This window comes from Phyllobacterium sp. 21LDTY02-6, assembly GCF_023554255.2.
GTDB lineage: Bacteria > Pseudomonadota > Alphaproteobacteria > Rhizobiales > Rhizobiaceae > Phyllobacterium.
Genome location: NZ_JAMJWD020000005.1, coordinates 268,749 through 295,615, shown reverse-complemented (window position 1 = coordinate 295,615; position 26,867 = coordinate 268,749). Strand labels below are relative to the sequence as shown.

The 26,867-nt window shown below is 55.3% G+C and carries 25 protein-coding genes; 13 read left to right on the top strand and 12 right to left on the bottom strand.

All coding sequences use genetic code 11. From position 1 onward, the window contains the following. Position 1 precedes the first annotated feature (1 nt). The 3 genes from M8997_RS18100 to M8997_RS18090 all read left to right on the top strand — a co-directional run bounded on the left by M8997_RS18100 (position 2) and on the right by M8997_RS18090 (position 3,090). A complete protein-coding gene (locus tag M8997_RS18100) occupies positions 2-1,372 on the top strand; it encodes an APC family permease (RefSeq protein WP_250015686.1) in 1,371 nt (456 codons plus the stop codon). A gap of 121 nt (positions 1,373-1,493) precedes the next feature. Further along, a complete protein-coding gene (locus M8997_RS18095) occupies positions 1,494-2,243 on the top strand; it encodes a FadR/GntR family transcriptional regulator (protein WP_250015683.1) in 750 nt (249 codons plus the stop codon). Positions 2,244-2,901: 658 nt separating this feature from the next. Further along, the gene (locus M8997_RS18090; RefSeq protein WP_250015681.1) at positions 2,902-3,090 is read left to right on the top strand and encodes a hypothetical protein; all 189 of its coding nucleotides are present in this window, start codon (positions 2,902-2,904) and stop codon (positions 3,088-3,090) included. 298 nt (positions 3,091-3,388) lie between these two features. Here M8997_RS18090 and M8997_RS18085 read toward each other — a convergent pair whose 3' ends face one another. The 5 genes from M8997_RS18085 to M8997_RS18065 all read right to left on the bottom strand — a co-directional run bounded on the left by M8997_RS18085 (position 3,389) and on the right by M8997_RS18065 (position 9,316). Next, positions 3,389-4,420, bottom strand: a complete 1,032-nt coding sequence (locus M8997_RS18085) for an SPFH domain-containing protein (protein WP_250015678.1) — start codon at positions 4,418-4,420, stop codon at positions 3,389-3,391. Positions 4,421-4,810: 390 nt separating this feature from the next. After that, positions 4,811-6,145 carry an MFS transporter gene (locus M8997_RS18080; protein ID WP_250015676.1) on the bottom strand — a complete coding sequence of 445 codons (1,335 nt, stop codon included), beginning with the start codon at positions 6,143-6,145 and terminating at the stop codon, positions 4,811-4,813. A gap of 52 nt (positions 6,146-6,197) precedes the next feature. Further along, positions 6,198-6,968, bottom strand: a complete 771-nt coding sequence (locus M8997_RS18075) for an enoyl-CoA hydratase/isomerase family protein (RefSeq protein ID WP_250015673.1) — start codon at positions 6,966-6,968, stop codon at positions 6,198-6,200. Positions 6,969-6,975: 7 nt separating this feature from the next. Next, the gene (locus M8997_RS18070; RefSeq protein WP_250015671.1) at positions 6,976-8,205 is read right to left on the bottom strand and encodes a carbohydrate ABC transporter substrate-binding protein; all 1,230 of its coding nucleotides are present in this window, start codon (positions 8,203-8,205) and stop codon (positions 6,976-6,978) included. After that, on the bottom strand, positions 8,123-9,316 hold the full coding sequence (locus M8997_RS18065; protein WP_250015669.1) for a CaiB/BaiF CoA-transferase family protein: 1,194 nt from the start codon (positions 9,314-9,316) through the stop codon (positions 8,123-8,125). Before M8997_RS18065 ends, M8997_RS18070 begins: the two co-directional genes overlap by 83 nt. A 219-nt stretch (positions 9,317-9,535) precedes the next feature. Here M8997_RS18065 and M8997_RS18060 point away from each other — a divergent pair, with 219 nt between their 5' ends. From M8997_RS18060 to M8997_RS18035, 6 genes are read left to right on the top strand one after another with little or no spacing between them, the layout of a single operon-like run. Continuing rightward, entirely contained in the window at positions 9,536-10,741 is a 1,206-nt protein-coding gene (locus M8997_RS18060) for a substrate-binding domain-containing protein (protein WP_250015667.1), read from the top strand. Between the two features lie 56 nt (positions 10,742-10,797). After that, the gene (locus M8997_RS18055; RefSeq protein WP_250015665.1) at positions 10,798-11,640 is read left to right on the top strand and encodes an ATP-binding cassette domain-containing protein; all 843 of its coding nucleotides are present in this window, start codon (positions 10,798-10,800) and stop codon (positions 11,638-11,640) included. Beyond that, complete coding sequence (locus M8997_RS18050; RefSeq protein WP_250015664.1) at positions 11,630-12,391, top strand: ATP-binding cassette domain-containing protein; 762 nt, start codon at positions 11,630-11,632, stop codon at positions 12,389-12,391. The genes M8997_RS18055 and M8997_RS18050 overlap by 11 nt, the downstream gene beginning before the upstream one ends. After that, a complete protein-coding gene (locus tag M8997_RS18045; RefSeq protein ID WP_250015663.1) occupies positions 12,388-13,368 on the top strand; it encodes an ABC transporter permease in 981 nt (326 codons plus the stop codon). The genes M8997_RS18050 and M8997_RS18045 overlap by 4 nt, the downstream gene beginning before the upstream one ends. Beyond that, on the top strand, positions 13,365-14,321 hold the full coding sequence (locus tag M8997_RS18040) for an ABC transporter permease (protein ID WP_250015662.1): 957 nt from the start codon (positions 13,365-13,367) through the stop codon (positions 14,319-14,321). The genes M8997_RS18045 and M8997_RS18040 overlap by 4 nt, the downstream gene beginning before the upstream one ends. 11 nt (positions 14,322-14,332) lie before the next feature. Beyond that, the gene (locus M8997_RS18035; RefSeq protein WP_250015661.1) at positions 14,333-15,445 is read left to right on the top strand and encodes a Xaa-Pro peptidase family protein; all 1,113 of its coding nucleotides are present in this window, start codon (positions 14,333-14,335) and stop codon (positions 15,443-15,445) included. Here M8997_RS18035 and M8997_RS18030 read toward each other — a convergent pair. From M8997_RS18030 to M8997_RS18005, 6 genes are all read right to left on the bottom strand, one after another. Continuing rightward, the gene (locus M8997_RS18030; RefSeq protein ID WP_250015660.1) at positions 15,442-16,431 is read right to left on the bottom strand and encodes a LacI family DNA-binding transcriptional regulator; all 990 of its coding nucleotides are present in this window, start codon (positions 16,429-16,431) and stop codon (positions 15,442-15,444) included. The genes M8997_RS18035 and M8997_RS18030 overlap by 4 nt on opposite strands. Before the next feature lie 53 nt (positions 16,432-16,484). Further along, complete coding sequence (locus M8997_RS18025; protein WP_250015659.1) at positions 16,485-17,615, bottom strand: lactonase family protein; 1,131 nt, start codon at positions 17,613-17,615, stop codon at positions 16,485-16,487. Then, positions 17,600-18,370 (bottom strand): SDR family NAD(P)-dependent oxidoreductase, encoded by a 771-nt coding sequence (locus M8997_RS18020; RefSeq protein ID WP_250015658.1) that lies wholly within the window; start codon positions 18,368-18,370, stop codon positions 17,600-17,602. The genes M8997_RS18025 and M8997_RS18020 overlap by 16 nt, the downstream gene beginning before the upstream one ends. Then, complete coding sequence (locus M8997_RS18015; protein ID WP_250015657.1) at positions 18,367-19,548, bottom strand: aldose 1-epimerase family protein; 1,182 nt, start codon at positions 19,546-19,548, stop codon at positions 18,367-18,369. Before M8997_RS18015 ends, M8997_RS18020 begins: the two co-directional genes overlap by 4 nt. Positions 19,549-19,652: 104 nt before the next feature. Then, the gene (locus tag M8997_RS18010) at positions 19,653-20,567 is read right to left on the bottom strand and encodes a sugar phosphate isomerase/epimerase (protein ID WP_250015656.1); all 915 of its coding nucleotides are present in this window, start codon (positions 20,565-20,567) and stop codon (positions 19,653-19,655) included. 23 nt (positions 20,568-20,590) lie between these two features. Next, on the bottom strand, positions 20,591-21,682 hold the full coding sequence (locus M8997_RS18005; protein WP_250015655.1) for a Gfo/Idh/MocA family protein: 1,092 nt from the start codon (positions 21,680-21,682) through the stop codon (positions 20,591-20,593). Positions 21,683-22,040: 358 nt separating this feature from the next. On the opposite strand from M8997_RS18005, the gene M8997_RS18000 reads away from it, so the two are divergent. Further along, positions 22,041-23,060 (top strand): LacI family DNA-binding transcriptional regulator, encoded by a 1,020-nt coding sequence (locus tag M8997_RS18000; RefSeq protein WP_250015654.1) that lies wholly within the window; start codon positions 22,041-22,043, stop codon positions 23,058-23,060. A 310-nt stretch (positions 23,061-23,370) separates the two neighbouring features. On the opposite strand, the gene M8997_RS17995 is transcribed toward M8997_RS18000, so the two are convergent. Further along, positions 23,371-24,414: a substrate-binding domain-containing protein gene (locus M8997_RS17995; protein WP_250015653.1), complete on the bottom strand. Its 1,044-nt coding sequence runs from the start codon at positions 24,412-24,414 to the stop codon at positions 23,371-23,373. A 159-nt stretch (positions 24,415-24,573) separates the two neighbouring features. Between M8997_RS17995 and M8997_RS17990 the strand changes: the two genes are divergently transcribed. The 3 genes from M8997_RS17990 to M8997_RS17980 are packed head-to-tail and all read left to right on the top strand — an operon-like array spanning position 24,574 to position 26,864. Next, on the top strand, positions 24,574-25,566 hold the full coding sequence (locus M8997_RS17990; protein WP_250015652.1) for a tripartite tricarboxylate transporter substrate binding protein: 993 nt from the start codon (positions 24,574-24,576) through the stop codon (positions 25,564-25,566). Positions 25,567-25,600: 34 nt separating this feature from the next. Continuing rightward, complete coding sequence (locus tag M8997_RS17985) at positions 25,601-26,383, top strand: HpcH/HpaI aldolase/citrate lyase family protein (RefSeq protein ID WP_250015651.1); 783 nt, start codon at positions 25,601-25,603, stop codon at positions 26,381-26,383. Further along, positions 26,343-26,864 carry a tripartite tricarboxylate transporter TctB family protein gene (locus M8997_RS17980; protein ID WP_250015650.1) on the top strand — a complete coding sequence of 174 codons (522 nt, stop codon included), beginning with the start codon at positions 26,343-26,345 and terminating at the stop codon, positions 26,862-26,864. Before M8997_RS17985 ends, M8997_RS17980 begins: the two co-directional genes overlap by 41 nt. Positions 26,865-26,867 lie beyond the last annotated feature (3 nt).

Genomic DNA, 26,867 nt, shown 5'->3' with positions numbered 1-26,867 from the left:
TATGGAAAACTCACAAACCACCCAAGCAAATAGCCTGGAGTCGCTGGGATATAGCCAGCAATTGCAACGCTCGATGTCGCTAACGGACATCGTAGTCTACGGGCTCATTTACATGGTCCCGATGGCACCCATCGCTGTCTTTGGAATCACCTACAATTTTTCGATGGGAATGCCAGCACTCGTATATCTGGTGGCAGCTACGGCAATGGTATTCAGCGCGCTCTGCTATAAGGAAATGGCAAAGCGCTACCCTGTGGCAGGATCAGTGTATTCTTACGTTCGTTTTGGCATCAACAGTTACTTCGGCTATCTCGCAGGCTGGGCCATACTGCTCGATTACCTTCTTCTTCCGGCGCTCTTGGCAGTATTTGCAGCAAGTGCAATGACCGGGCTTTGGCCAGCATTTCCGGCTTGGATATGGGTAGCAATCTTCGTGGCCTTGGCGACTCTGATTAATCTGGGAGGCATTTCGCTGACTGCAACCATGAATAAGGTCTTTCTCGGTATCCAACTTGCGGTGCTCACGATCTTCGCTGTTGTAGTGGGACTTGACCTCATCAATGGACGTATATCCCTGTCTTTGTCTCCCTTCTTCAATAGCGAGGGTTTTTCATGGCAGATAGTGTTTGGCGCCATTCCGATCGCAGCTCTGAGTTTTATCGGTTTTGACGCCATTTCCACCCTTAACGAAGAAGCCAGAGGCGGTGGTGAAACAGTCTCGAAAGCCACAATGATCGTGCTCGTGGCCGTGGCATTTCTCTTCATGCTCCAAGTATATCTGGCCGCGCTTTATGTGCCCGATAACACAATTTTTTCGGAGGGTGATCAGACGAACAATGCGTTCTATAATATCGCTGGACAAATAGGCGGCGACTGGCTTCGCATATTAGTGACGCTCAGCTCCGCATTGATCGCCATTTTTGCCAATTCTCTGGCTTCCATGGCGACCTCGTCACGCCTGATCTTCAGCATGGCACGTGACAGGCAGCTTCCCTCCTTTCTGGCCGCAGTAAGTTCGAATAATGTTCCACGCAACGCGACCTTGCTTATCAGCGTTCTTTCACTTCTGATTGGCATCTTTGGTGCAGAGAACCAGGGTGTTCTGACCACGCTTGTAACATTCGGTGCCCTTACGGCGTATATACTTCTGAATATAGCAGTCCTTGTCCGTTTTGGGCTGATCGACCGCAGTAGGAAGCTATTCTTGCATTGGCTGAGCCCCTTGATTGGCACAGCAATCTTGTCATATGCGCTCTGGCATGCGGATTATCACGCGCAGATCGCCGGAACGATCTGGATGATTGTAGGCGTCTGCGTTGCGCTATCTCTTAAAATGTCTGGTCATCTCGGGCGAGTAGAACAGGTTTCCTGATAAATTGACTTATCCCAAGCCCGAGCTGTGCTTGGGCTTGGGATTTTTTATGAATACTGCGATAACCGCACTGGCATTGCGGAAGGAGTTGCCGCAACGAAGAACGGAACCGAGTGCATGAATGCGTCTTGACGATCTCTTGAGCCACGCTGCAGGACCGGAGTTGAGGACCGCGGCAGTGACGGCGAAACGTGAACTGGCTGACCGCATCATAACGGCCATTGTGATCGGGGCGTATTCTCCTGGTGAGCAACTCCCATCGGAAAGGGAGCTGGCTGACCTTCAAAAGGTAAGTCGCGTCACTGTTCGGGGAGCCCTTGAACTCGTCCGGGAAAAAGGGCTGCTGACGTCGAAACGCGGACGCGGCGGCGGAACATTTGTAAAAGCAGTCAACTTGAAGACTGCGGCTCCCGATTCCGTTCGAAAATTATTGACTGACGAGTTGCCCCAATTGACGGAATTTGTCGATTTCCGTTGTCTGATCGCTGGGTTGGAAGCCAGGACGGCCGCTGAACGACATAGGCAAGAACAATCAGACGAACTACGAGAGATATTGAACGATTTCTGTGCTACTGACGATCTGGCGCAGGCCAGAGTCCTGGATCGCAGGTTGCACCAACAGATCAGCAAAATGGCGGGAAATCCGCAACTGGAATCATTGGTAAATCAGTTGAGTATTAAAGCGACGCTTGGATTTAATTCAGAACCCTACCCACTTGCGTATTTGGACCAAGCCAGAACAGAACATATCGAGCTCGTCGATGCGATAGTGACGCGCGATCTGGCTCGATCATACAGCGTGGCATACAAGCATTTCTCTCTAACGCTCAAGATTATGATCGATGTATTGGAGCTGATCACTTCTTCCTAAATTGGCTGTATGAAACCTGCTCGTTCCCGACTTCCAGATAAGTTTGCATGTCCGTGGCACTTTCCAGAGTCAGCAGGAAGATATCAAAAATGACCTATTTTACCATCGCCATCGCTATTGTGACCCACGAACGAGTCAATACGTTTTCACCGGATCAGATTGGAATGGCCGGCGGGGATCCTCCGCAAGGCTCCTTTTGAGCTGGCGCTCAAATCGGGCAAGACGCCGCCCTGTCGGCGGTTGATCGCGCTCGACGGCAAACCGCTCTGGCTGCTGCAAGGCCTGAATCATCGCGATTGCTCCTCCGCAACGCGGTCAATGATCAAGCAGTAGACCGAGTCCTGGGACTGGTGAGATGAAGCCTGTCACTCCGCCAGTTGATCAGTGGATCTCGGAGGCATAAAGCGCATCCACATCGCCCCAGCACAACTCCGTGGATGGCTAGAAACCGTTGTTCCGCTACACTGTTGCAGAACCTATTGGCGCATGCTCCAATCGTCCGATGAAACAAAACACTCGGGCCCTCGATGGTTCAACACGTCGCGTCTTGTTAAGTGTTTACTTGGTCGGAATGACCCTGACAGGGGTCGTTCTGGGTTTCTGCTGGTATATGTCGCCATTGGCGCTAGGGTTCGCGCAATGGCCAACCGATTCAGAGATGAGATATTGGACCGCGATCCTGTATGATCTGTCCTTCTATGCCGGCATCCCGCTGGTTGTTCTCGGGCCGATAGCTGCCATCGTGCCGTATAGGATGGGCTTTGATCGCACCGCCTTCGCCATTCCCCTGATTTCGCTCGTGACCTTCATGGCTTGCACCGCGGGCGTGCTCATGTCGCTGAAATGAAATCAGTTTTCCCGCCGCATGTCCGGGCGCGCTTCATCGACGAAATACCAATAGGCAAGCCGTGAGAAGGCGCGTCGTCCTGATCGGTGCAACCGGCACATTCGGTAGCCGGTTGGCCGCCCTGTTGGCCCTATCTTCCGAGATCGAATTGGTGCTCGCCGCGCGGCGAAAAGAGGCGTTGGAGACGCTACGCAAATCGCTCGCTGCCCCGATGCGCGCAGCCGCGCGGGCCAGCGAACCATAGCGAGGGTTCATCGGGAAGTGCCTCGAGACAACCAAGCGGCACCGCTGAAACACATCAGCTTTTCGTCACCTGTACGTCTGAACCAGTGCCAGCCTCTTGCGCAAGCTCTATCTCGTCTGGTGTCAATTTCGGCGATGCTCTGGATCCAGATTGTTTACCGTCACCTGAACCGAGGCCACCCAAAAGGGACCGGCTCACGAGATCGGCATTGGGCGCATCGCCCGTCACCAGCACTGTGCGACCTCCGTGAGAAGCAGCATCTCTGAGGGCTTCCAGCCGATTGATTTCCATCATGAAGGCCATGGCATCAGAATCAGTCAGCGTCGTATCAGCACGAAATGCTGAAAGCGCCCGTGCATTGCCTTCTGCAATAATGCTGCGGCTTTCCGCGATGCCGCGTGCGGTGATCGACATTGCTGCTGCCGAGGCTTCCGCGCTCTTGGTGCGTTTTATCTTTTCAGCCTCGCCATCATTCTCGGCCGCTTCCAATCTGCGCTGCGATGCAAGCACTTCGTTGAAGGCTGAGATCATCTCAGGCGTTGGCCGTGGATCATCAATCAGCACCGCCCGGATCTCGTAGCCATAAGCATTGATAGCTTCGTCCAAAGACTCACGGACGGTGCGGGTGAACTCATCTCGATCAGTGTAGAGCTGATCGAAAGTTCGTGCGGCCGCAACGGCGCGCGCATCCGTTGCCACGTAGGATTCGATTTGGGCCTCCGGGTTGTGTAACTCATAGAAAGCCGCTTTGACTGCTGATGGTATGACCCGATATTGCAGACTGATCGGCATCGTCACAAAGGCATTATCCTTCGATTTGACGCCAAGCTGTAAAGCGATCTGCCGGGTTTGGAGGGAAAATGGCTTGCGGGCGCGCTGAAACGGCCATGGAAACTTGATCGACAATCCGGCAGTACGGTAGCCCGTGTAACGCCCGAAGGTTTCAAGTACCCGCGCATGCTGTTGCGGAGTTATGACAAAGAATGTCTTTGCCCATCGCAATATGATCAGTGCACCGATAACTCCCACCAAAGGCGATACCGGTATTTCGAAGCCAAAGAGATTAAATTCCGGAAAACTGAACATGAAAATCCTTCTCGATTATCAACATGTCCGCGCAAGCGGCAAGGCAAAATGGCTTCTCCTGCCAGGTGAGAACGCTACCGCGGCAATCGCCATCGGGCAATACGTGCCTGTCCGACAGTTAGGGCGATCTGGATACTCAATCGATCTCATTGTATGAACAGACGATGGAACTTGACCAAATTCTGGGTCATCCGCTGTTTCCCTTCGCGGATTTTCGCACCAGCGATACATCGTTTATGATGCTCAGCCTTTGCTGGGCAGCGCCGCCGGTCAAATTGGGCTAGGCTGCTGCGACCGACATGTAGTTGGAAGTCACATGCACGGAAGCAGCCTGAAAATCACGCAAAGATCGAACTGTGTCGACTGGCAAGTCAAGGTTCTACTGACTAATCAGCCGTGCGCTGTGCGCGCCTCCTGCTCGGACAGAATGCGTTTCCGGTTTGATTGCTCGTCACGACGGCGAGCCTTCTCGACCCACAACACCGACGCCAGTGTGATGAGACAATAGAGAGCAGTTATCATCGCGACGGGCCAGACAGAGTCATACCAGCCGACAAGCGCAGTCGCTAACAACGGCAACGGACCAACAAAGATGGCGCCGGTAACTTCGCGCGCAAAGGCGATCGCGCTGTAGCGCACCTCGGTTGGGAAGATATCGCAGTAAAAGGCAGGCTGAACACCAAAGGACGATCTGGCGCCAATCGCATGGCCGATGATGATCAGAACAACCGCCATCCACGGTGTGCCCGCGCCCAGCAGCTGGAAATATACCAAGGAGTAGACCGCCGCCGCAGCCGAACCCAAGGCCATGATGACAACCCGTCCGAAACGATCGGACAATGCCCCAAATACCACGCACATGACCGCGCCGAACGCGCTTGAAAGCATGACACCAGTTAGAATGATCTCACGTGGGAAACCAAGTTTAGACGTCGCATAGGCCAAAGTGAATGTCTGGAACACATAGGAAAGGTTCGGCGCGAGGTTAGCGCCCATCGCGGCAAGCATTGTGCGGGGATGATTGCGGAGCACTTCCAGCACCGGCAATTTTGTGTCGCGGCGCTCTTCCTTAACCTGAATAAATTCCGGCGATTCTGGAACCTTGCGGCGTATATAGACGCCGAGAAATAGCACCAGTCCACTCAACAGAAATGGAATGCGCCAGCCCCAACTCATGAATGCGTCTTCCGGCAGCAACGTAAAGAGCGCAAAAACACCCGCCGCCAGAATGGTCGCCACATCCACCGCAGCGGCGGGAAGGCTGGCAAAAAGCCCCCGTCTGTCCGACGCAATCTCGCCTGCCATAACGACGGCGCCGGCATATTCCGCGCCAGCTCCCAGGCCTTGTACAATGCGAAGCAAGAGAAGGAAGATTGGGGCCCAGATACCAATCGAGGCATAGGTCGGCAGCAAGCCGATCAGTGTCGTGCTGACGCCCATCATCAAGAGCGTTAGCATCAGCACCGGTTTGCGACCAATGCGATCGCCCATCCAACCAAAGACGATACCGCCAAGCGGGCGCACCAGGAAACCCACTGTATATGTCGCAAAAGAAGCAATTATCCCCGTGGTGGGGTCAAATTGCGGAAAGAACAGATGGTTGAATATCAATGCTGCCGCGGTGGCGTACAGTATGAAGTCATACCATTCGACGACTGTTCCAATGGTGCTTGCAAATATTGTGCTGGCGAGTGCCCTTGACCCGGTTGTTGGACTCGTTCCCACGAGCGTTCCTCCCATGAACTAATGATAGATTTGTACAGCCTCAGAAGTCCTCTCATCGGCGCCTGAAAACTGGTGCCCTTTTTTCCTTGAAAGCTTCTCGCCCTTCACGCGCATCCTCGGTTGCAAAGCAGATCGTTTGCAGATCGCGTTCGTATTCGATGGCTTTTTCAAGTGGCATCGAAACAGCAGCTTTGAGATTGAGTTTCGCAGTCTCGGCGGCAATGGGTGCGCGCGATGCGATCAAGTTCGCAATTTCGTGGGCGCGTGCAAGCAAATCGGCCTGCGGCACAACCTCGCTCACCAGCCCCCACCGTTCTGCCTTCTCAGCTGAAATCGGATCGCCTGTCATGATCATCAGCGCCGCATTGGATGCGCCGACGGAATGCGCCAGGTGGGCCCCCACTCCGCCGCCGCCGATCCAGCCGAGCTTGATCTCAGGTGCCGCAAACTGGGCATTTTCGGATGCAATCCGGATGTCACAGGACATAGCCGTTTCAAGTCCCCCGCCAAAGGCAAAGCCGTTGACGGCCGCAATCGACGGCTTGAGCAACGCACGAAATGCGTCGCAATAGTCTGGCCGATTACGGAACTGCCATGGTGTCTCATACGCATCGAGTTCGCGGATATCCGAGCCTGCACAGAAAGCTCGCTCTCCGGCGCCAGTCAGAATGACACAACGGATAGTGTTACTATCGTTGCATTCTGTCACTGCAGCAACGATCGCATCAGCCATTTCCGGCGTCACGGCATTGAGCTTTTGCGGGCGATTCAATGTGATGATGGCAATCGCCCCAGCTATTTCGAATTTTATTTCTTCTGTCATTCAAAACCTACCTTTCACCGCCACGCACGCGCGAAGCCGCATAAAGAGATTGCAATTCATTCAGCACTGCGGGTGCAGGGCGGCGTTCATCAAACGCCGCTCTCAACATCGCCGAAGCCTTGCCCTGAAAAGCGATGTAGCCGTCATGACGCGGACGTACATAGGCCTGCTCCAACGTATCCGCCGTATTGCGATAGAAATCGGCCCATTGCCGGTTCACCCGGTCATCGTGCCAGACATCGCGGCGCGATGGTTGACCATCATGGTCGGGAATAAATCTCGATTGGGCTTCGTGGCCCATCAGCCACAACAGATGGCTTTTGAGTTGCGGCGTAACATTGCAACGGCGGGAAATACCAATACCCGTACCACCCAACGTCGAACCAGGACGCCCGCCAACGGCGGCGCGCGGTGCATTTTGAAACATGATAGTCCGTCCACTTTGCGGAGCCGCATAATTCACATAGCCATAGACCAGCGGGCAAAGTGCGACGTCCTCATTCTGACCCATATGTCCCAGCAGGCCGATGGGATTCATTTGCCGGACAGACGCAGGGCTGCGCGCAGCCAGTTCCGCCATCAGGCCATAGACCTGTCGTCCGACAGTTTCGGAAACCAATATGTCCGGATCCGCTTCAGCGGGCGGTTCCCCATGAGCGGCAGCAATAGACAGAAATGACAGACAGGCATGCGGACCAGCGAGCGATAGTGCTACCTTTCCGCTTCTTTGCGAAAGGCGAAGCACTTCATCCCATGTGACCGGAATATCGTCTGCAATATCTGGACGCAGAGCCATAACCTGCGTGGCGGCATCAAGCGGCAGGGCCCAGTGCTTACCCCCAAAGCGATAGCTCGTCAGCGATGGGCCGATGCTGACTTCGCCAAGTTCGGCAATTGTTTGCGCGCCAAACACTTCCTCAAGCGAATGGAGGCAGTTGCTGGAAATGGCCTCACCCACATGCGGATGATCGAGAACCACGAGATCATAGCGTGCGCAGAGATCCGCGATCGGGTGCGATTCAAACCCTTCCAGTGGCTGCTTTTGCCAAAGGATGTCCAAACCTGAATTATTGACGATCGGCAATTTTGCTGCCGCAGCCAATGCGTTGTAGCCGCGCGGATGGTCCCAAGTGAGCGCTTTAACCGCCTGCATTTCAGATGCTGCCCGAAACAATAGCGCCCGATCGCTCCAGCGCTTCGATTTTGTCGGCCGCATATCCGGCTTCAGCCAGTACATCGCGCGTGTCTTGGCCCGTGATTGGTGCTCCGCGATCCACTGTCGATGGCGTTTTGGAGAAACGGATCGGGAAACCCGGTGTCTTCACCCTGCCCTCGGTCGGATGCTCATATTCGACAAACGTGCCATTGTGCTTGATCTGCTCGTCTTCAACGAGATCGGCATAGCCATAGACGGGGCCGCACCAGATATCAGCAGCACGCAGAAGCTCCAGCCATTCGCTGGAAGTCTTTGTCCTCAGCTTTTCCCGGGTCTTGGCAAAGATTTCGTCGCGTCGCGTCCAGGTGTCGACCTCGTCATTCATGGTAAGGAAACTATCTTCGCCGATGACCTTGCCCAGCGTCTCCAACTTTGGAAAAGCGACGATGATGAAGCCATCAGACGTTGCAAAAGCGCCGTAGGGGGCACGGATATAGACATGGGCGTGTGGCTCTGCCGACCGTTCCTGTGGCTTGCCGCCGACGGTGAAAACCGAAAGCTCCTGCATCTGAATGGTCGTGATCGCATCCAGCATATTGACTTGTACCAACTGACCCTCGCCAGTGCGCTCGCGATGGAGTAGCGCAGCAAGCGCGCCTTCAAAGGCGTTGTAGGCCGTGATCGCATCAACAAGATATTGCCCTGCAGCTGTCGGCGGCTCGGCCTCACGGCCTGCCGACAGCATGGCGCCCGACATGCCCTGCAAAACGAGATCCTGACCCGGCCGGTGCACGTAAGGACCATCTTCGCCATAACCGGAGATCGAAACGTAAATCAGCCCCGGATTGATCTTGGAGAGCGACTCGTAATCAACGCCCAGGCGCTTTGCGACGCCTGGGCGATAATTCTGCAAGAACACGTCGGCAGTTTTCACTAGGTCCAAAAGGACCTGTTTCCCATCCGGAGATTTCAGATCAACCGCGAGTGAACGCTTGTTGCGGTTGAGCGACAGAAACGAGACGTTGACGCGGCTGCCCTCGGCTCCGCCCGCCGCCACATGGCGCTGCCATTCTCCCGTGGTCGGCTCAACCTTTACCACATCAGCGCCAAGATCGCCCAAGCGCTGCGCAGCGAATGGCCCGGCCATAGCAATCGAACAATCCAGCACACGATAGCCTGATAAAATACCCATGGCAGCTCCACTTCCCTGCTCAAATCCATTTGCGCAGAAGCTACCTTAAATTTTGCCCATGTCTAGAGTGAGCGCTAACATTTCTACATGCAGATCAACATGATTTGTGTCATACTACTACCAATTGCATTAGCGCTCACATTTTTCGTTTGACCTAACGTGATGTATGTGAATAAGATTTTTACAAGTGAATAGCATATTCACATGGGAGGAGAACACATGACCAAACTAAGCTCAGGCCTCGGTCTGAAGGCACCACTTGCGCTCGTCATCTTGTCGGCTTCCGCATTGAGCACGCAGGCGCTAAGTCAGGACCGCGCCACACTACTCGGCTCACTTCCAACCGAAATTCAGGCGCTTTATACCGATGTGGTTGAAGTGGGCCCTTCGGCTTATGCTGATTTCAAAGCACCAAGCAAACCATGGCGGTGGTGCCATTCGGAATCCTATATGGGCAATCCATGGCGGGTGACCTTCAATGATGAACTCAAGCGCCTCGTAGACAACGCGATCGCGGCTGGTGATGTGTCTGAATTTGTTGTTTCGGACTCCAATGGCGATGCCACGCAGCAGATTTCACAAATTCGGGCCTTCATAGAACAACGCTGTAATGTCATTACGACCATTGCTGGCTCGTCCACTGCACTCAATGCAGTGATTGACGACGCCCATAAGGCGAATATTCCAGTCATCACGTCGGCTGGGGCCGTCACGACGCCGAACGCCATCAATGTCATGCATAACCAGAATCTCTGGGGTTATGAGATGGGCAAGGGCATCGCAGCGACACTCAAGGATGGCGGCACCGTCCTTCAGGTCGAAGGCATTTCCGGTCATCCGCTTGTGCAGCAGGAAAATGCCGGACTTGAAAAGGCTGTTGAAGAATCCACCAACCTGAAGATTGCACGCAAGGTGAGCGGGGATTGGACCGGCACCACAACGAAATCCGCGGTGCTACAAGCACTCGCCACTACGCCCCAGCAGATTGATGCAGTCTGGTCAACGGGCAGCGAAGCTCGTTTCATTGCGGAAGCCTTCCAGCAGGCTGGTCGTCCGCTGCCTCTGATTGCAGGTTCCATTTCAGGCGATGCCCTTGGCTATTGGAATGCCAACCGGGACACGTTCAAGTTCTACGGTGGTGAAGTTTCACCGCATGTCGCGGCACAGAATGCCTTCCGGGTCGCCTTGCGGGTTCTTGAAGGTCAGAAACCGCTCGTCAACACCATCATTGCACCTATGCCGACGATTACGCAGGCCGATCTTCCGACCTGGTACAAGGACTGCATGAAGCCGGATTCCGCAGCCATCTTCCCGATTCCGCCGCAGGATCCATTTCCAGAAGAACTCTTGAATGGCTACTTTTCGAACGGAAGCGCGACAGCGCTTTATGATTTTGCCAAAGTTCCAGCTTCCTGCGCCAAGTAACCGCTTGCCGGACGACACCGTTACCAAATCAATTGGCAACCGCTTTGGCTTGTCGCATGCAGAAAGGCACTTCGATGCCAGAGTCTGAGCATTCGACGCTGGGCACTTCCAGCATACACAGGCTGCTTGCCGAAGCGGGACTGCCCAATATCGCGCACGCTCCCGTCAGGACGCTCCGTGTCGAAAATCTCGAAAAACGATATGGCGAAACGGTAGCGCTCACAAATGCCAATGTGACTTTCAGCCATGGCGTTCATACGATCCTGGGTGAAAACGGGTCAGGCAAGAGCACCATGCTCAAGATATTGTCGGGAGTAGTCGCACCTACCCATGGACGTGTCGTGCTCGATGATCACACCGTCTCTGGCAAATCGCCTGCCGATATGAAAGCACTGGGCCTTGCAACAGTGTTCCAGGAAGTCCTTATCGCTCCACATCGTTCGGTGGTCGAGAACATCTTTCTCGGATTTGACGGGCTCGTCACCCGCAAAGTCAGTAAATCGGGACGTGAGACGGCTGCCGATGCAGTCCTGTCCAAGATCGCGCGCTTTCCTATCGACCTTCATGCAGCTGCCGGCGGCCTGTCACTTGCTGCACAGCAGCTTGTGGTAATTGCTCGCGCTCTCATCAATCGCCCGTCGATCCTGCTTCTCGACGAAGCCACGGCCGCACTCGACTATGCAGATCGCGATCTCGTCTTTGAAGCAATCGAGGATTATGCGGCTTCCGGCAACATCGTGATCTTCATTTCGCATCGACTCGAAGAAGTGAAGCGCCTTTCTGATAAGGTTACCGTGCTACGCAGCGGACACGTTGTCGATACGCTCGACAGGCAGCAAATCAACAGCCAGATACTTCTGAAACTCATGGCACCGGAGGCTCACCTCGATGTCGAGTGATCAAATCATCCTTTCCTATGAGAATCTGGTTCTTGCACCGGGACGCAGGGCTTTGTCGGGCACCATACGCGCAGGCGAAATTACCGGCCTTGCAGGCCTGGAGGGCCATGGCCAGGAGCAGTTTCTGCTGGCACTTGCTGGACTCGTTCGGCCCCGTCAGTCCACGATAGAAGTAATTGCTCGGTCAGGTGAGCGTAACAGCTATCACAATCATCACGCTGCGGCCAAGTGCGGGGTGGTCTATTTGCCGCGCGATCGGCGCGCGACCGGCATTTTCCCAGCGCTGTCCGTGCTCGACAATTTCGGCATGCCTTCCATGCCGCGCTTCTCGTGGGCCGGCATTCTCAATCGTCGCAAACAGAAAGAAGAGCTTCGGCGCTATACCGAATTTCTGTCGATCCGCTATCCGGCAATGGACGCGCCGATCACGGCACTAAGCGGTGGCAATCAGCAGAAGGTTCTGCTTGCCCGACTTCTGGCACTCAAACCGCGTTTGATGCTGCTCAATGATCCAACGCGCGGCGTTGACCTCAATACACGCATGAAGTTCTACGAATCCTTCCGCGAGCTTGCCCGTGAAGAAGGTATCGCGCTCGTCATCCTATCGAGCGAAATCGAAGAAATCCTGCAGATCTGTGACACTGTCTCAGTGTTTCGCGATTTTGAATGCTCGAGAACCATCGGCAAATCCGAAATGTCGATGTCGGGCGTTCTTGCAGCCATGTTCGGACAGAATGAGATTCAGCTATGATAGCATCCGACAGCAAAAGCGGCTTGCCGCGCATGTACTCTGGCCGCCGGGAAACATGGCTGGCCGCAACTCTCTTCGTCATTCTGCTTGTCATCAATATCGTGCTCAACCCGCTGCGCTTCGCACCTTCGAACTGGGGCTCGGTGCTGGGATTGGCAGCACCAATGCTGCTGACCTCGCTTGCTATCACGATACCATTTCTTGCCGGACGCGGCTCGATCGACATCTCTGTGGGTCCGCTTGTCGGCTTGGTCAATGTCATCCTGGTCCAGATACTGATTACAGGAAGCGACGTCTCATCACCCTTCATCATTGTCCCTGCCGCAATCGCAATCGGGGTTCTTGCGGGTGCGCTGAACGGTGTTCTGGCCGCAATCATCCGTATCCAGCCGATTGTCGCGACCCTTGGCACCTATCTTATCTTTGGCGGGCTGGCGCTAACCATCCTGCCTTCGCCATCGGGTTCTGTACCTGCATGGCTGGCATCCCTTGCTGGGCCCTGGTCTATCCTGCCGGTAGGCACGGCGGTCTTGATATGGATCGCTATCAAACGCCTGCCTTTTTATGAGACACTCATGGCCGTCGGTAGTGAGGATCGCGCTGCCTACACCGCCGGCGTCAATGTTCCGTTCGTCCGTTTCATGGCCTATGTGCTGGCTGGATTATTTGCAGGGCTTGCAGCATTGTCGCTCACCGCCCTCATCGGTTCGGGCGATCCTATGATCGGACCTGGCTACACGCTGATTGCCATCGCTGCGGTTGCGCTTGGCGGCGTCAGCCTTGCAGGTGGCGTTGGCGGACTCACGGCCGCATTTCTGGGTGCTGCGGATATTTTCCTGCTGCAAAGCATGCTGACGGCCTTCAATGTCTCTACCTTCGTGCTTCAGGCAGTCTATGGCGCCGTCCTCGTTCTTGCGGTGTGCCTCAACTCCGAACAACTGAAACCACTTCTTTGGCGCAAGGCGGCCCAATCATGATCAAGGTACTTGCGACAAATCGGGCACTGGTTGCCTTCATCGGGGTGATACTGGTCTTCCTGTTGGGAGCGGCCATCATTCCGGGCTTTGCCAGTTTGTTTTCCATCCGTGCCATGCTGGTACTGGCTGCACTACTGGCAATTGCAGCGCTTGGTCAGACGCTGGTGATGATCCTTGGAGGCATCGACCTTTCCATTCCCTTTGTCATAGGCTTTGCCAATGTCGTCTTCGCAAGCCTCTATGGCGATGGAATGCCGCCGCTTGCGGCCGGCATGATCGTGTTGGTATCGGCGGCATTGATCGGTGCTGTTTCCGGTGCATTATCGGCTGCGCTTTCCATTCATCCGCTGATTGTTACGCTTGGCGTCGGGACGATGGTTCAAGCCGGGGTTCAGCTCTGGACACGCGGATTGCCTACCGGGTCTGCACCGCCATTCATCAATGATTTCGTATCGCTGGGAGGCAATATCGGGCCTTTGCCATTTCCGTGGCTCATTCCCTTCACGATTCTCCTTACCCTTGGAACCGTCTTTGTCTTGCAGCGCACGATCTATGGCCGCAAGCTTTATGCACTGGGTTCAAACATAAAAGCTGCCGAACTTGCACTGATCAGACCGGCTGCAATATGGGCGATAACCTTTGGTTTGAGCGCTGTATTTGCGGCCCTTGCTGGCATTCTATTGCTCGGCTTCACCGGCTCCTCGAGCGCTACTGTCGGCACGCCCTACCTCTTCCAGACTGTCTCAGCAGTCGTGATCGGTGGAACTGCACTTGTCGGCGGTCGCGGCGGCTTTGTCGGAACAGTGGCAGGCGCAATCATGCTGATGGAACTACGTACATTTCTCATTGGGCTGGGCTTTTCGGATGCCATGGTACAGTCGGCCCTTGGCGTATTGATCCTGCTCCTGGTCGCGGTCTATGGCCGAGACCGCCATATCCGCAATCTGATCTGAAGGAAATGCAGTTGGACGAGAGGCTCGCACGCACGATTGAAGCCATCAAAGCATCCGGTGCCGATTGGGGACTTTTCACCAGTCCTGATGGCATCGCCTATGCCTCGGGCCATATCGTTTCCATTGAAACGGGACCATCGCCCTTTGCCGGTGGACCAGCCATCGCTCTCGTTGGTAAGCACGGCGAATGCGGGCTTGTTGTCACCAATCTCGAGGCGGAAACGCCAAGCTGGGCAGATATGATTCTCACATATGAAGGTTTCTCATACAAAGAGCCGACGGACATTTTCGCGAACTACTGCAATGCGACGCAAGAGCTTTGCACCAGATTGGGTGTCGGCGGGACGATTGGAATAGAGCAGAACAGCTTCCCGATGTCCCTATTGCCGCTCGTCAGCACGCAGCGGCATGTCTCGCTTGACGATGCCTTCAAGCGCCAGCGCATGGTCAAAACAGCAACCGAGATCACGTTGTTACGTGAGGCCGCATTGACCGCTTCCGCCGGGCAACGCGCATTGATCGAACACGGCAAGCCAGGCCGCAGCGAGCTGGAGATATTTGCAGACGTACGGCTCGCCATGGAAACCAGCGCCGGCGAACGCCTCCCACTCGCCGGGGACTTCATATCGGGCAAGGAACGCACATCGGCATTCATGGGTTGGCCGACAAACCGGGTCATCGCGACCGGCGACCCGCTCATTTGCGATCTCGCGCCACGCGTCAAAGGCTATTGGGGCGACAGTTGCGCATCGGTAATGCTGGGTAAAGCAAGCGTAGGGTTCGAGAAACAGTTCAACGCCGTAAAATCAGCGCTTGATCTGGCGATAGAAATCGTCCGTCCTGGCCTTGGTATCGGTGAACTGGATCAAAAACTTCAGGCGCATATTGCGGCGCAGGGCTATGGCTATGCCCATCACTCCGGGCACTCCATCGGCACATCTGTGCATGAATGGCCGCGACTCGTGAGCTATGAAACCGAAAGATTCAAGAAGGATATGGTTGTGATGGTGGAACCGACCTCCTTCGATCCGGACATTGGCGGTGTGCGGCTCGAATTCATGCTGCATGTAACCGAGATTGGCTGCGAAGTGCTGACTGACTTCGAGCACCGGATGAGCATTTAGCCGCTTGCTCTGATCTTCAACTCGAAACCGACGTCGACGATCCTGGTCGTTGACGTCTCGCCGCGCATGGCTTCCAGTAAAAGCTTGCCCGCCTGCCGGCCAATTTCCGCCGAAGGCACCGCTACTGTCGTCAACGGTGGCAGCAGATGACGCGACAGTTCAAAATCACCAAACCCGGTAATGGCAAGCCGCTGTGGAACCTTGATTCCGATGCGCTGCGTCTCCAGCAATGCACCGGACGCCAGGACATCGCTCGAGAACATGACAGCATCGGCTTCCGGATATTGGGCCAGCGCTTTTCGCAGAAGATCGATCCCTGAAGCTACGGCAATCGGCATTTCAACCGCTACCGTGATGCGTGGCTTCTCGTCCGGAAACTGCTGCTCCATCGCCGCCTTGAATGCAGCTCTGCGCTCAACAGCACGGCTATCACCTTTTCGAACAACACCAGCAAACACAATATAACGTCGACCTGCGTTGATCAGATGACGTACCATTTCGGTGATCGCCGCCGCATTGGAAAACCCGACCAACCGATCGATTGGTTTATCGGTAAAATCCCACCCTTCAACAACAGGAATTTCGGCGCGTTTGAGCAATGCGACGCTGCGTTTGCTATGGTGTGTGCCAATCAGGAAAACGCCATCCGGCCGGCGGCCGAGGAGGCTGCGAATGATCTCTTCCTCGCGCTCAAGCCGATAATCGGTATTGCCGAGGAATATCTGATAACCAGCCTGATGCAGCACTTCGGAGAAGTGCTGGATGGTGTCGGCAAAAACAGACGCGGACAGAGTGGGTATGATCGCCGCGACCGTATTGCTCTTATGCGATGCAAGGTGACTCGCCGCGAGATTGTGAATGTAATGCGTTTTCTCGATAGCAGCTTGAATGAGCTTCTGCTTTTCAAGCGTCACGGAATCTGGAAACCGCAATGCCCGCGAGACGGTTTGCATGGAAACGCCTGCGGCAGCAGCCACATCCGCCATAGTGACGCCAGAGCCTTTGCGGCGTCGTTTCCGGGGTGATGACGTTTCAACGTTCACAGATGGAACGGCCTGACACAGACGGGAGTACCAATTTCGATGCGTTTACCCGTATCGGTCAAATTGCCTGTCTCCTTGTCGATTGCGAAGATCACAATGCAATCTGCATTCTGGTTCGCGACCAGAAGCCAGTTGCCGTCCGGCGTCAGCGTAAAATTACGCGGTGTTGCACCACCCGTAAAGCTGTAACCGATCTCAACCAAGCTTCCATTCTCCTGGTCCACACGAAAAGCTGCGATCGTGTCGTGGCCACGGTTGGAACAATAAAGGAAACGGCCATCTGGCGAGAGGTGAATATCCGCACCATGCGACTCAAAGCCCGCCGGCACCGTCGGCAGGGTCTGAACAAGACGCATGTGCTCGCCGGCACGCTCAATCAGAGAGACGGTCGAATTCAGTTCGTTGGAGACATAAACGAACCGCCCATTGGAATGCTGCGCGATATGGCGCGGCCCAGCACCGGGTGCCGTCGCAACACTGCCCAGCCGCGTGAAAGCACCCGCGCCATCCAGCCGATAGGCGATGACTTCGTCGAGACCAAGATCCGCTGACAAGAATATGCCGCCTTCCGGCGTTTCAACCACGCAATGCGGGTGGCTGCGTTCCTGCCGGTCAGTCGCAGGCCCCAGGGTGCCCGCGTGACGAACACTGCTTGCAGCAGGAGCGAGGCTTCCGTTGCCTCGTACTGGCAGCGAAACAAGCGACTGGTCCGGTCCACCCGATCCCATCCCATAATTGGCGACCAGCACAAACTGTCCGTCACGGGTCACGGTATTGTGTGCGCTTATACTGCCCTGTGTGCTTTGCTTGTTGAGATAAACCAGCTCACGACTTCGAGCATCGAAGCGATAGGCGCTAACCGCTCCTTCGTGCCAGCCGAACACTTCGGAATTCGCGTAAATGACGCCTGAATCTGCGGCAACACTCAGAAAAGTCGGATTATCGACGGACGACGTGGCACAAACATGTGACGCATGTCCTGTCGTTGTATCGAATGCATAGACGGAAAGACCTTCGCCACGCGCCCCCTGAAAATAAGGCGCTTCGCGGTTAAGTGAGCCAACCGCCAGATACAGATTCCTCACGCATTCCTCCAGTGCATCATGTCTGCTTAATGCATTACCCATCCACCATCGACATTCAAGGTCTGGCCGGTGATAAACCCGGCATCATCCGACGCGAGGAACATCAGGGCCGAGGCTATATCCCTGAACGATCCGCGACGCTTAATTGCCTGATGCTCCAGCACGAAATTTGTATAGGCTTCTGGATCAGGATGGATTTTTTCAGCATCCGTTGGAAATGCACCTGGAGAGATTGCGTTGACGGTAATGCCATAAGCACCGAACTCGCGTGCCCATGCGCGGGCAAGTCCGATCAGCGCGCCCTTCGACTGCACGTAAGGCGAGAGAAGCGCCCAGCCGCCATAGGCAGTAACACTGGCAATGTTGATGATCCGCCCCCATCCCTTGTCCCGCATATGCGACAGCGCCACCTGAACGCAAACAATGCCTGCATCGACATTGATGTGTTGCACCTTCTGCATTTCCTCAAGCGTATAGTGCTCAAACGGCTTCGACGGATAAATCGCGGCATTGTTGATCACGACATCGAATCCACCGATTTCATTTGAAATCGCTTCCAATGCCGGTCGAAGTGCCCGCAAATCCGCGAGATCAAGTGTGTGGATCGAAAGCCCGGCAAGACCATGTGCCGCGGCCTTTTTTTCGAGCTCGCCGACCTTTTTAGGATCGTGATCGATAGCCACGACCCGAGCACCTGCGCGGAGAAAACTCAACGTGGTTTCGAGACCCAGGCCCCCGGCAGCACCCGTATAAAGAATAGTCTTGCCTTCGACGGAAAATGGGGACGATGTGCTCATGAACGGCCTCCAATGGCAATATGATTGCCTGATGGCACCGGGAAATCGCCATCAGGCTGTTTGCAAATGGCTAGAATTCGGGCTTCGCTCGCCGCAATTTCCGCGGCATCGGCGAGAATGCGGAACGTGCTATGGTAATTGCGCTCTTCGCCATGTTCGAGCCAGATCAGTTCGCCCCGCTCGCGCGCAGCGCCATGCCCCAGCACATGATTAGTCGCGGGCTCTATGCCGAGCGCATACTGCCCGGCTTGCAAGTTTTGCCACTCATACATGCACGCGAACTGATCCTTGCGGGTGACGACTTCAAAGCCGATGCCGAGCCGATCATTGACCAATGCGACCGGCACTTCGCCATTGGCATCGGCACCCATTTCATGCTGCCAGACCTGTTCATGAAACTGCATCTGCGGCGCCGGCAGTGTGCGATAGCCAACACCCTGCTTTTTGTAGTCGTCTCCGGCATGTGCCGCCCAGACTACATCATTGATCGGCGCGAGATAGCGCGAGCCTTCGGCCAAAACGGGATGCCCGACATTGATGTGATAACAATACATATGCGGCGTGCGATAAAAACCGTTATTGGTCACGCGATCCATCAGCTTGACATCGTTGGTGCCCGCCTTGATTTCGATGCGACGCGTCAGTTCCAAATGTTCGCCAAAGACGGTTCCTTGCGTAACGGTGCCCTCGCACCAGAGATAACATTCGTCGCCGTCCCAGCGTTCTCCATAGCCGGTGAGCTTCGCCGGAATAGTGCCGATGCGCCCATGAATGGAATGCTTGATCGTCTGGCGCGGCTTGTAATTGTAGTGATCTGCAGACTCATCATGCATGAAGAGGATGTGATCCAGACCGCACGTGACCATCAGGCCGGAAAACGAGCGCATCCAGCCGAGGCCGCCTTCACCCTCATATTCATGCAGGCCCGGATGGCGGAAACCGGACGGAGAATGCCAGCCGATAGCCATGCCACGGTATTCGCAATCGGCAATATCCAAAGCCCGATCAACCAGCACGGTGAAGCGCAAACCGGTGCCTGACCGGAATTCCAGCATTCTTATGCCGCGCTCCAAACCATCTTCGAGCACCATCAGGCGAACGCCCGCAAATTGCGCAAAAGAACCACTGCTTGCGGCAATGTCGCGACGCGACCTCACCTCTCCATAAAGCTTCACCATTTTGGCACCTTAAATACTGTAGCGTGCGGCCATTTGAATTCCGAAAGCGGCCGGCGCTCCCAGGATGAACTTCGCATCGGCCACACAGCCCGCTCAACGTGGTATTACAGTCCTTGCGCGCGCAGCGTTCCGTCGAGAAATTTCTTCGCACGTGGCACATCGGTCTCATCGAGATGTTCAATGATCATCGGAATATTCGGATGTTTCTGGGCAAGACGCTTGAGATAAAGGTCATAGTTGAGCGAACCGAGGCCCGGAGCCGGCAGTTCGATCTCACCCACGCCGCGGAAAGTATGGCTTTCAAGCGCGTCGGCGTCGCCGATATCGGCATGTTTTTCGCTTTTGTCATCACCTGAACGCTTGACGTCCTTGGCATGACCGATCTTGATCTTGTCGGACAACGTATCAAAGACCTGATTGAGGATTTCATCCATCCGATCGATATTGTGCGTCTCGAAATAATTTGTCGGATCCATCAACAGGCCAAGGCCCGGATGATCGACCTGTGCAAACATCTTGACCGTTTCCTCAACAGAGCCAACGACGTTGTTCACATAGGTTTCAAGCAGAAATACCGCGCCGTGATCATAGGCGAACTGCGACAGGTCAGCGATGACCTTTCGGCATTCCTCAAAGCCTTCTTCGGTCTTGTTTTTTGGGTGGTGGACCCAGTCGGATTCCGTGTTGTAGGTACCGGTTTCAGAAATCACGTAAGGCGTACCGAGATATTGCGCGTGACGGATGATCTCTTTGAGATAGTCGACGCGCCGCCCGCGCTCAGCCTTGTCCGGATGAATGATGTTCGTATAGCCGGAAATGCACGATATCGGCAAATTGTGATCGCGGAATGTCTCGCGGATCTTGATGCACTTATCCTTGGTGATCTGACCGGCACTCAGGTCAATATCCTTGAAGTGCATGTCCAGCTGGACTGTATTGAAATCAAGCGCGCGGATTTTTTTGGCCGTTTCTTCCAATGAATAAGGAAAATAGCCGCTGAAAATACCCACCTGCATCATGATCCAATCCCTCCCCTTTTACTTCAATTGATTGATATTTCAGACAATCTGACCGTGCGGCACTCATCGATCGACTTATAACCAGCCTCAATGAGCGCGACAGTCTTCACATTGTCGGCCACTGAAAGCGCTGGCGGTTCGCCCGACTGAATGGCGTATTGCAGTTGCTCCATCACGCCGATGAAGGCATGTGGAAACCACATTGTTTCCCACTTCGGACTCACCCATTTGCCGCTCGTCGTCTTCCTGGACACATAGGTCAGCGTGGACGGCGAACCATCGGGCCAGCCGATCGTGCCCTGTGCCACACCATCCGTACCTTCGACGCGCCACTTGATGTAAATATCGCTGTCGAAGCCCTCTTCGCGCGGCCCCGACCAGACATCTTCGATCGAGACAGCCATGACGCCACTTGCGAACATCAGCGTCGAAACGGTAATGCCGTCCTTGTGTTCAAACCTGGTGCGCGGGTCAGTTCGCGTTAGCGTGGTGATCGTTTCTGGCTCACCGAACAGAAATCGCAGTACATCGAGATGATGCACGCTCATATTGGACAATGTCAGGCGATCGTAATCTTCGAGAAATGTCTGCCAATGAGGGATCGCACGCATTTCGATCGTCGCCATCACGGGCGCACCTAGCTCACCCTTGTCGAGAATTTGCTTCAATACGCGCATCGACTGGTCATAGCGCATGTTCTGATTGACCGAGAGGATTTTACCAGCCCGTTCCGCTTCATCGCGAAGAGCAATGGCTTCCTTAAGCGTCAGAGCCAGCGGCTTTTGCGCCAGAATTGCCTTTATGTGCGGCTGTGCGAGCGCTGTGCGAATGAGCGCAGGCTGTTGGTCCGGCGGATATGCTATGTCGAGGACTTCGATTGCTTCATCGGCGATCAGCGCTTCAGGCGTGTCGTGAACCATGCCGATACCCCAGCGTGCGGCCACCGCCTCGGCCTTGGACTTGGTGCGCGAGGCGATTGCCGCGACGGTAAAGCCCGCAATCTTGTAGGCCGCAAGATGGCACTCCGACATGATCATGCCTGCACCGACACAGCCAATTTTGAACTCCCTGGCCCGCAACTGCGGATCAGGAGCAAAGCCCAGCGCTTCCCTCATTGCATCCTCCACTGTACTCCAAGGGTCCACATCTTATCGACGGATCGACAAGCTGGACCCTCCTCCTTCGAGGAGAAGCCAACCTCCATTGGCAACTTGATGATTATTGAAGCCTCAACATCGCAGTGTCAACGCCATTAACAATCATTTTACATCATTTATCATCAATATTGATGACTGGCGCCGATTTTCGTCCGAATTCCACGACTCGCCTATGAACCAATGACGTCTTATGATGGAATTATCTCGTAGCGCACTAGATTCTAACGAGGAAAACCCATGCCCTTAGCACGACCGGGCTTGCATCCTGCGGAATTCGAAATACATCATTTTCCATCATTTTGATGAGGAGTCTGATTTGCGTTCGACGGTGAGCGATATTGCTAAGACAGCGGGAGTTTCCAGTTCTACCGTCGATCGCGTGCTGAACAACCGTGAAGGCGTTAAAGAGCGCACGCGGCAGATCGTGCTCGAAGCCGCCCGGGACCTTGGCTATCTGCCTGGCAGCACACGGTCTAGCCCATATCCCGCCCACCGCATCAGGCTGGATTTCGTTTTGCCAGCGGGCACAAACACCTTCATTGCCAATCTGCGCAACCAGATTGTCAAGCAGGCCGCTCTGCAGCCTGAGATCGAGCTTACAATCCACAGTGTCGAAGGTTTCAACCCCGATACACTGGCGCGCGCACTCGAGGCGCTCAAGGGACAGGCGCAAGGCATTGGCGTGATCGCACTGGATCACCCGGCCGTGCGCGAGGCCATGCGCTCCCTTGCCGAAGCCGGCGCACACATCGTTACCATCGCATCTGACATCCTGCATGTGCCGCGCGTCGGCTATATCGGCATCGACAACCGAGCTGCTGGCCGCCTCGGCGGTTATATTCTCGGCCGTTTCCTTGTCCGGTCAGCAGATAAAAAGATCGCACTTTTTGCCGGATCCCTTTCCTATCGTGGTCATGAAGAGCGTGAAATGGGCTTTCGTCGTGTAATCACGGAGGAGTTCTCACATCTTGACATTGTCGAACTCAAGGAGATCGAGGACAGCCGTGAGAAAGCCTATACGGAAACCATGGCTTTGCTTGAGCGCCATCCAGAGCTTGCTGGCATCTATAATCTCGGCGCGGGCAATCAGGGCATCGGACAAGCGTTGATCGATTCCGGGAAATCAAATTCTGTCATTTTCGTCGGTCACGAATTGACCGAAAACACCAAACGACTTTTGTTGAATGGCACCATGGATGCCGTCATCGATCAAAACCCGCGCGTTGAAGCGCGGGAGGCGCTCGCCGCGTTGATAAACAGCGTCAAGGGTCAGCCCTTCGACAATCATCCGCCACGCATACAAGTAATATTCAGGGAAAATATTCCGGAGCTCTAATCCTTGCCTTTTGCCCAAGGACTTGCAGGCAAGACCGGCTATATGGGCAAATGGCAGTCGATCGGGAAAGGGACGTCGATCCGACCGAATAGCGTTCAATTATGGGTGTTGTCATGTCTGGATGGCGCCCGTTTGGCAGGGTGATTTTGGGAGAAGTTTGAGCTCGGCGGGTCGGGTGCAGTCATGTCTCCGGCCTTTGCGTGCGGCATGTCATGACCGCTGGACCTGTCACGGCAGCTGTATGCGCATTCACATTGGTCGCTATTATGTTCGGAAGATGCGCATTGGCGCAGAGTTGTTATTTCCAGATTCAGCGTTTGGCTGGCGCCGTCGAGCCGCGTACTATCAGCTTGGCCTGCATGGGGGGCGGCAGGTCGGGCATTTCGCCGCGCAGGCGCGCCAACAAATATAGCGCCGCCTCTTGTCCCATCGAAGCTCGGTCCACTTTCACGCTGGTAAGCGGTGGAGTGGTGTGCTGCGCAATGGGATCGTCGTCAAAACCGATGATGGAGAGATCGTTCGGTATGGATATGCCGCGTGCTCTGGCCTCGGTCAACACACCGAAGGCGATCTGGTCGTTACCACAGATGATTGCAGTTGGCGTCGGGCTTCCGGCGGCCAGGATAGCCGCAAGACTGTCCCGACCGAACTGAATGCTCCAAGGCCCCTCGATGAAGTGCTTTGGTCGCATGCCCAGCCCTGCAGCCGCCAATGCGTCGCGGACCCCGCCGACCCGGGCCTCGACCCTCGCATTATTCGCTTGAGGTGGAGCGATCATGCCGACGGTTGTGTGGCCCAACGACAGGAGATAATTCGTAATTTCTTGAAAAGTCTTGAAATTGTCGATGCCGATTGTGGGGTGACGACTATTGGCATTGAAGCCATGAGTGATGACATAGGGTACACGGCGTGCCGCCATTAAATCGAAGATGGGATCGCCGAAATCTTCCCCAACCACGGTTATGGCTTCTACCCCGCGGGCCAGCATGGCCTGGGTACTGCGCATTGCTTGCGCGGGGTCGTGATTGGATACCGACACGATCAGGTTGATTCCAGCATCGGAAAACACTTCCTGCAGAGCGGCGACATGGGTGGCAAATATGCCATTTGCCAGAGTCGGGATCAATGCGCCTGCGATCAGACTGCGGCGTCGCGCCAGTGCGCTTCCTGCTCCGTGCGGCAGCCAGCCAAGGCTTTCAGCGGCCGCCAGTACTCTTTGCCTGATGTGAGGCTGAACCTTGTCCGGCTCGTTAAACGTCCGGGAGACGGTCGCCTGCGACACCCCGGCAACCTTGGCGACGTCAACGGCGCGGGGTGATCGAGGCATTGTTGGCTCTTCAATGGCTTTGGTCATCTATCAGGCCTGTGTCATCCGCTTTGAGGCATAGCTGCGACTGATATTGCATTTCCATACAAGGTTGACAAGGCAAATGAATGCGCATACATCCGTGAAACTACAAGTCCGGCGCTCGTATCAAGCCGGCGGAATGGCGTATATCGGGAGGAGATCGTCATGACCCAATTTAAACTGTCACGCCGGCATTTCATCGGCGCAGCGGCTTCTGGCCTCGTGCTGCCACGAATACCTGACGCTTTCGCCCAATCCGGCTATCCGAGCGGCAATATCACATTCATTGTCGGCTATAATCCCGGCGGCACCAGCGATCTCATCGCGCGCAGCTTTGGTGACGAGATAACCAAGGAAACCGGGCAGACCGTGGTGGTGGACTATCGTCCGGGTGGTGGTGGTGGCATTGCCGGCGACATGGTCTCCCGCGCACGCGCCGACGGCTACATGCTGCTGGCGGTTAGCAACACTTTCTATGCGGTGACACCGTTCCTTGGTAATGTGCGTTACGACCCGCTAGCCGACCTTACGCCGGTGGGATTTGCTGGCGACCAGTTCAATACTATGTCGGTCCATCCCTCGGTTCCGGCCAATACGCTTGAAGAGCTGATCGCTTATGGCAAGGCCAATCCGGGTGTGCTGAACTTTGCCTCCAACGGACAGGGTTCGCTCACACATCTGTGTGGTGAATATTTTAAGCAGCGCACCGGTATTGAAATGACCCACATCCCCTATCGCGGCGCGGCAGATGCCATTCAGTCCACGCTCAAGGGTGAGACGCAGGTCAATTTCTCCATGGGTGATGCCGGCTATCATACACGCGGTGAATTGCGCGGCCTTGCCACGCTTGGGGAAAGCCGCTGGCCATCCCTGCCTGATGTCCCCTCGACAACGGAAGCTGGTCTTCCCGACTGGGCCATCCGTTCGTGGCACGGTGTTGCCGTGCCGAAGGGGACGCCGCCCGAAATCTGCCAGCAGTTGAACGAAATGATGAACCGCTATGTGCAATTGCCCAAGGTGATCGAGCGTTTTGCAACGCTTGGGCTACAGCCCGGTCAGCAGACGCTGGCGCAGCTCGAAGAGCGTCGCCGCCAGGACCATGCAGTGTTCGGGGATCTGATTGCGAAGGCAGGTATCGTCGCAGGCTCCAAGCCTTGAGGCATCCGCAATTGTGCGCATTGAAAGAGATGAGATGACCTATAGAGATAATTCCATGAAGGCCCGCCTCGTGGCCGGCGAAAAAGTTCTCGGCTGCTGGACGTCCTCGGGAAGTCCAGTCGTCACCGAGTTACTGAGCCTCGCGGGCTATGATTACCTCCTGATCGATCAGGAGCATGGCGTGGGCGACAATCTCAGTCTGATCGGCCAGCTTCAGGCTATGGCCAACAACCCGGCCACCGCTATCGTTCGCGTGCCATGGAACGATCATGTGATGATCAAGCGGGCGCTCGATGCTGGAGCAGAAGGAATCATGATCCCCTCCGTCGATACTGCAGAAGAAGCCCGGGCCGCCGTGGCAGCCTGCCGCTACGTGCCCTCCGGTATAAGAGGCGCTGGCTGGGCTGGCAGCAGGTCCTCCCATTATGGGATGATCAAGGATTATCAGCTTACGGCTTCCGAGCGCCTTCTGGTCGTCTTGCAGATCGAGACGGTCAAGGCGGTGGAAAATCTTGACGAGATTCTCAAGGTCGAGGGCATCGATGTCGTGTTCATCGGCGCCATGGATCTGACCGGCTCCGCCGGTCATCTGGCAGACCGTCATCATCCAGAAGTCGTGCCCTATTTCGAACTTGCCGAGCGCAAGATTCTGGACTCTGGCATTCCCATGGGCACCGTTCCCCTGCAACGTTCCTGGCAGGAATTGTTCGATGCCGGTTATGCCATGGTCAATTCCGCGTCGGACACCGCGATCCTGCGGGACCGCTCCCTCGCCGATGTCGGCACGTTCCGTCAGCTTTACGGGCGCACGGGCTAATAAACCAAGGATTTCGACCATGCCCTCATTCGTGTGCAATCCGAAAGATTTCTGGATGGGGCTGCTCTACCTCGTGGTGGGCGGGGCGGGTCTTTTCTATGGCCGGGATTATGTGATCGGTAGCGCGGCCAATATGGGCCCAGGATTCTTTCCGTTCTACATTTCCTGCCTGCTGTTGATTTTCGCGGTGATTTCTTTCGTTCGCAGCGTCACAACGACCGGCGAGGCTGTCGGCCCAATTGCCTGGAAGGCCATTGCGTTGATCACCGGGGGCGTCCTCGCCTTCGGCTTTCTGATTGAACGGGCGGGTCTTGCCATGACGATGCCATTGCTGCTCGTCCTCGGGGCGCTTGCCAGCGACAGGTTCAGCCTGGAATGGCGGACTGCGTTGGGGGTGATCGCCTTCACTCTGGCTTGCGCGGCCCTGTTCACCTACGGCCTCGGCCTGCCCATTCCTATTCTCGGCTCCTGGTTTCGGTGAGGC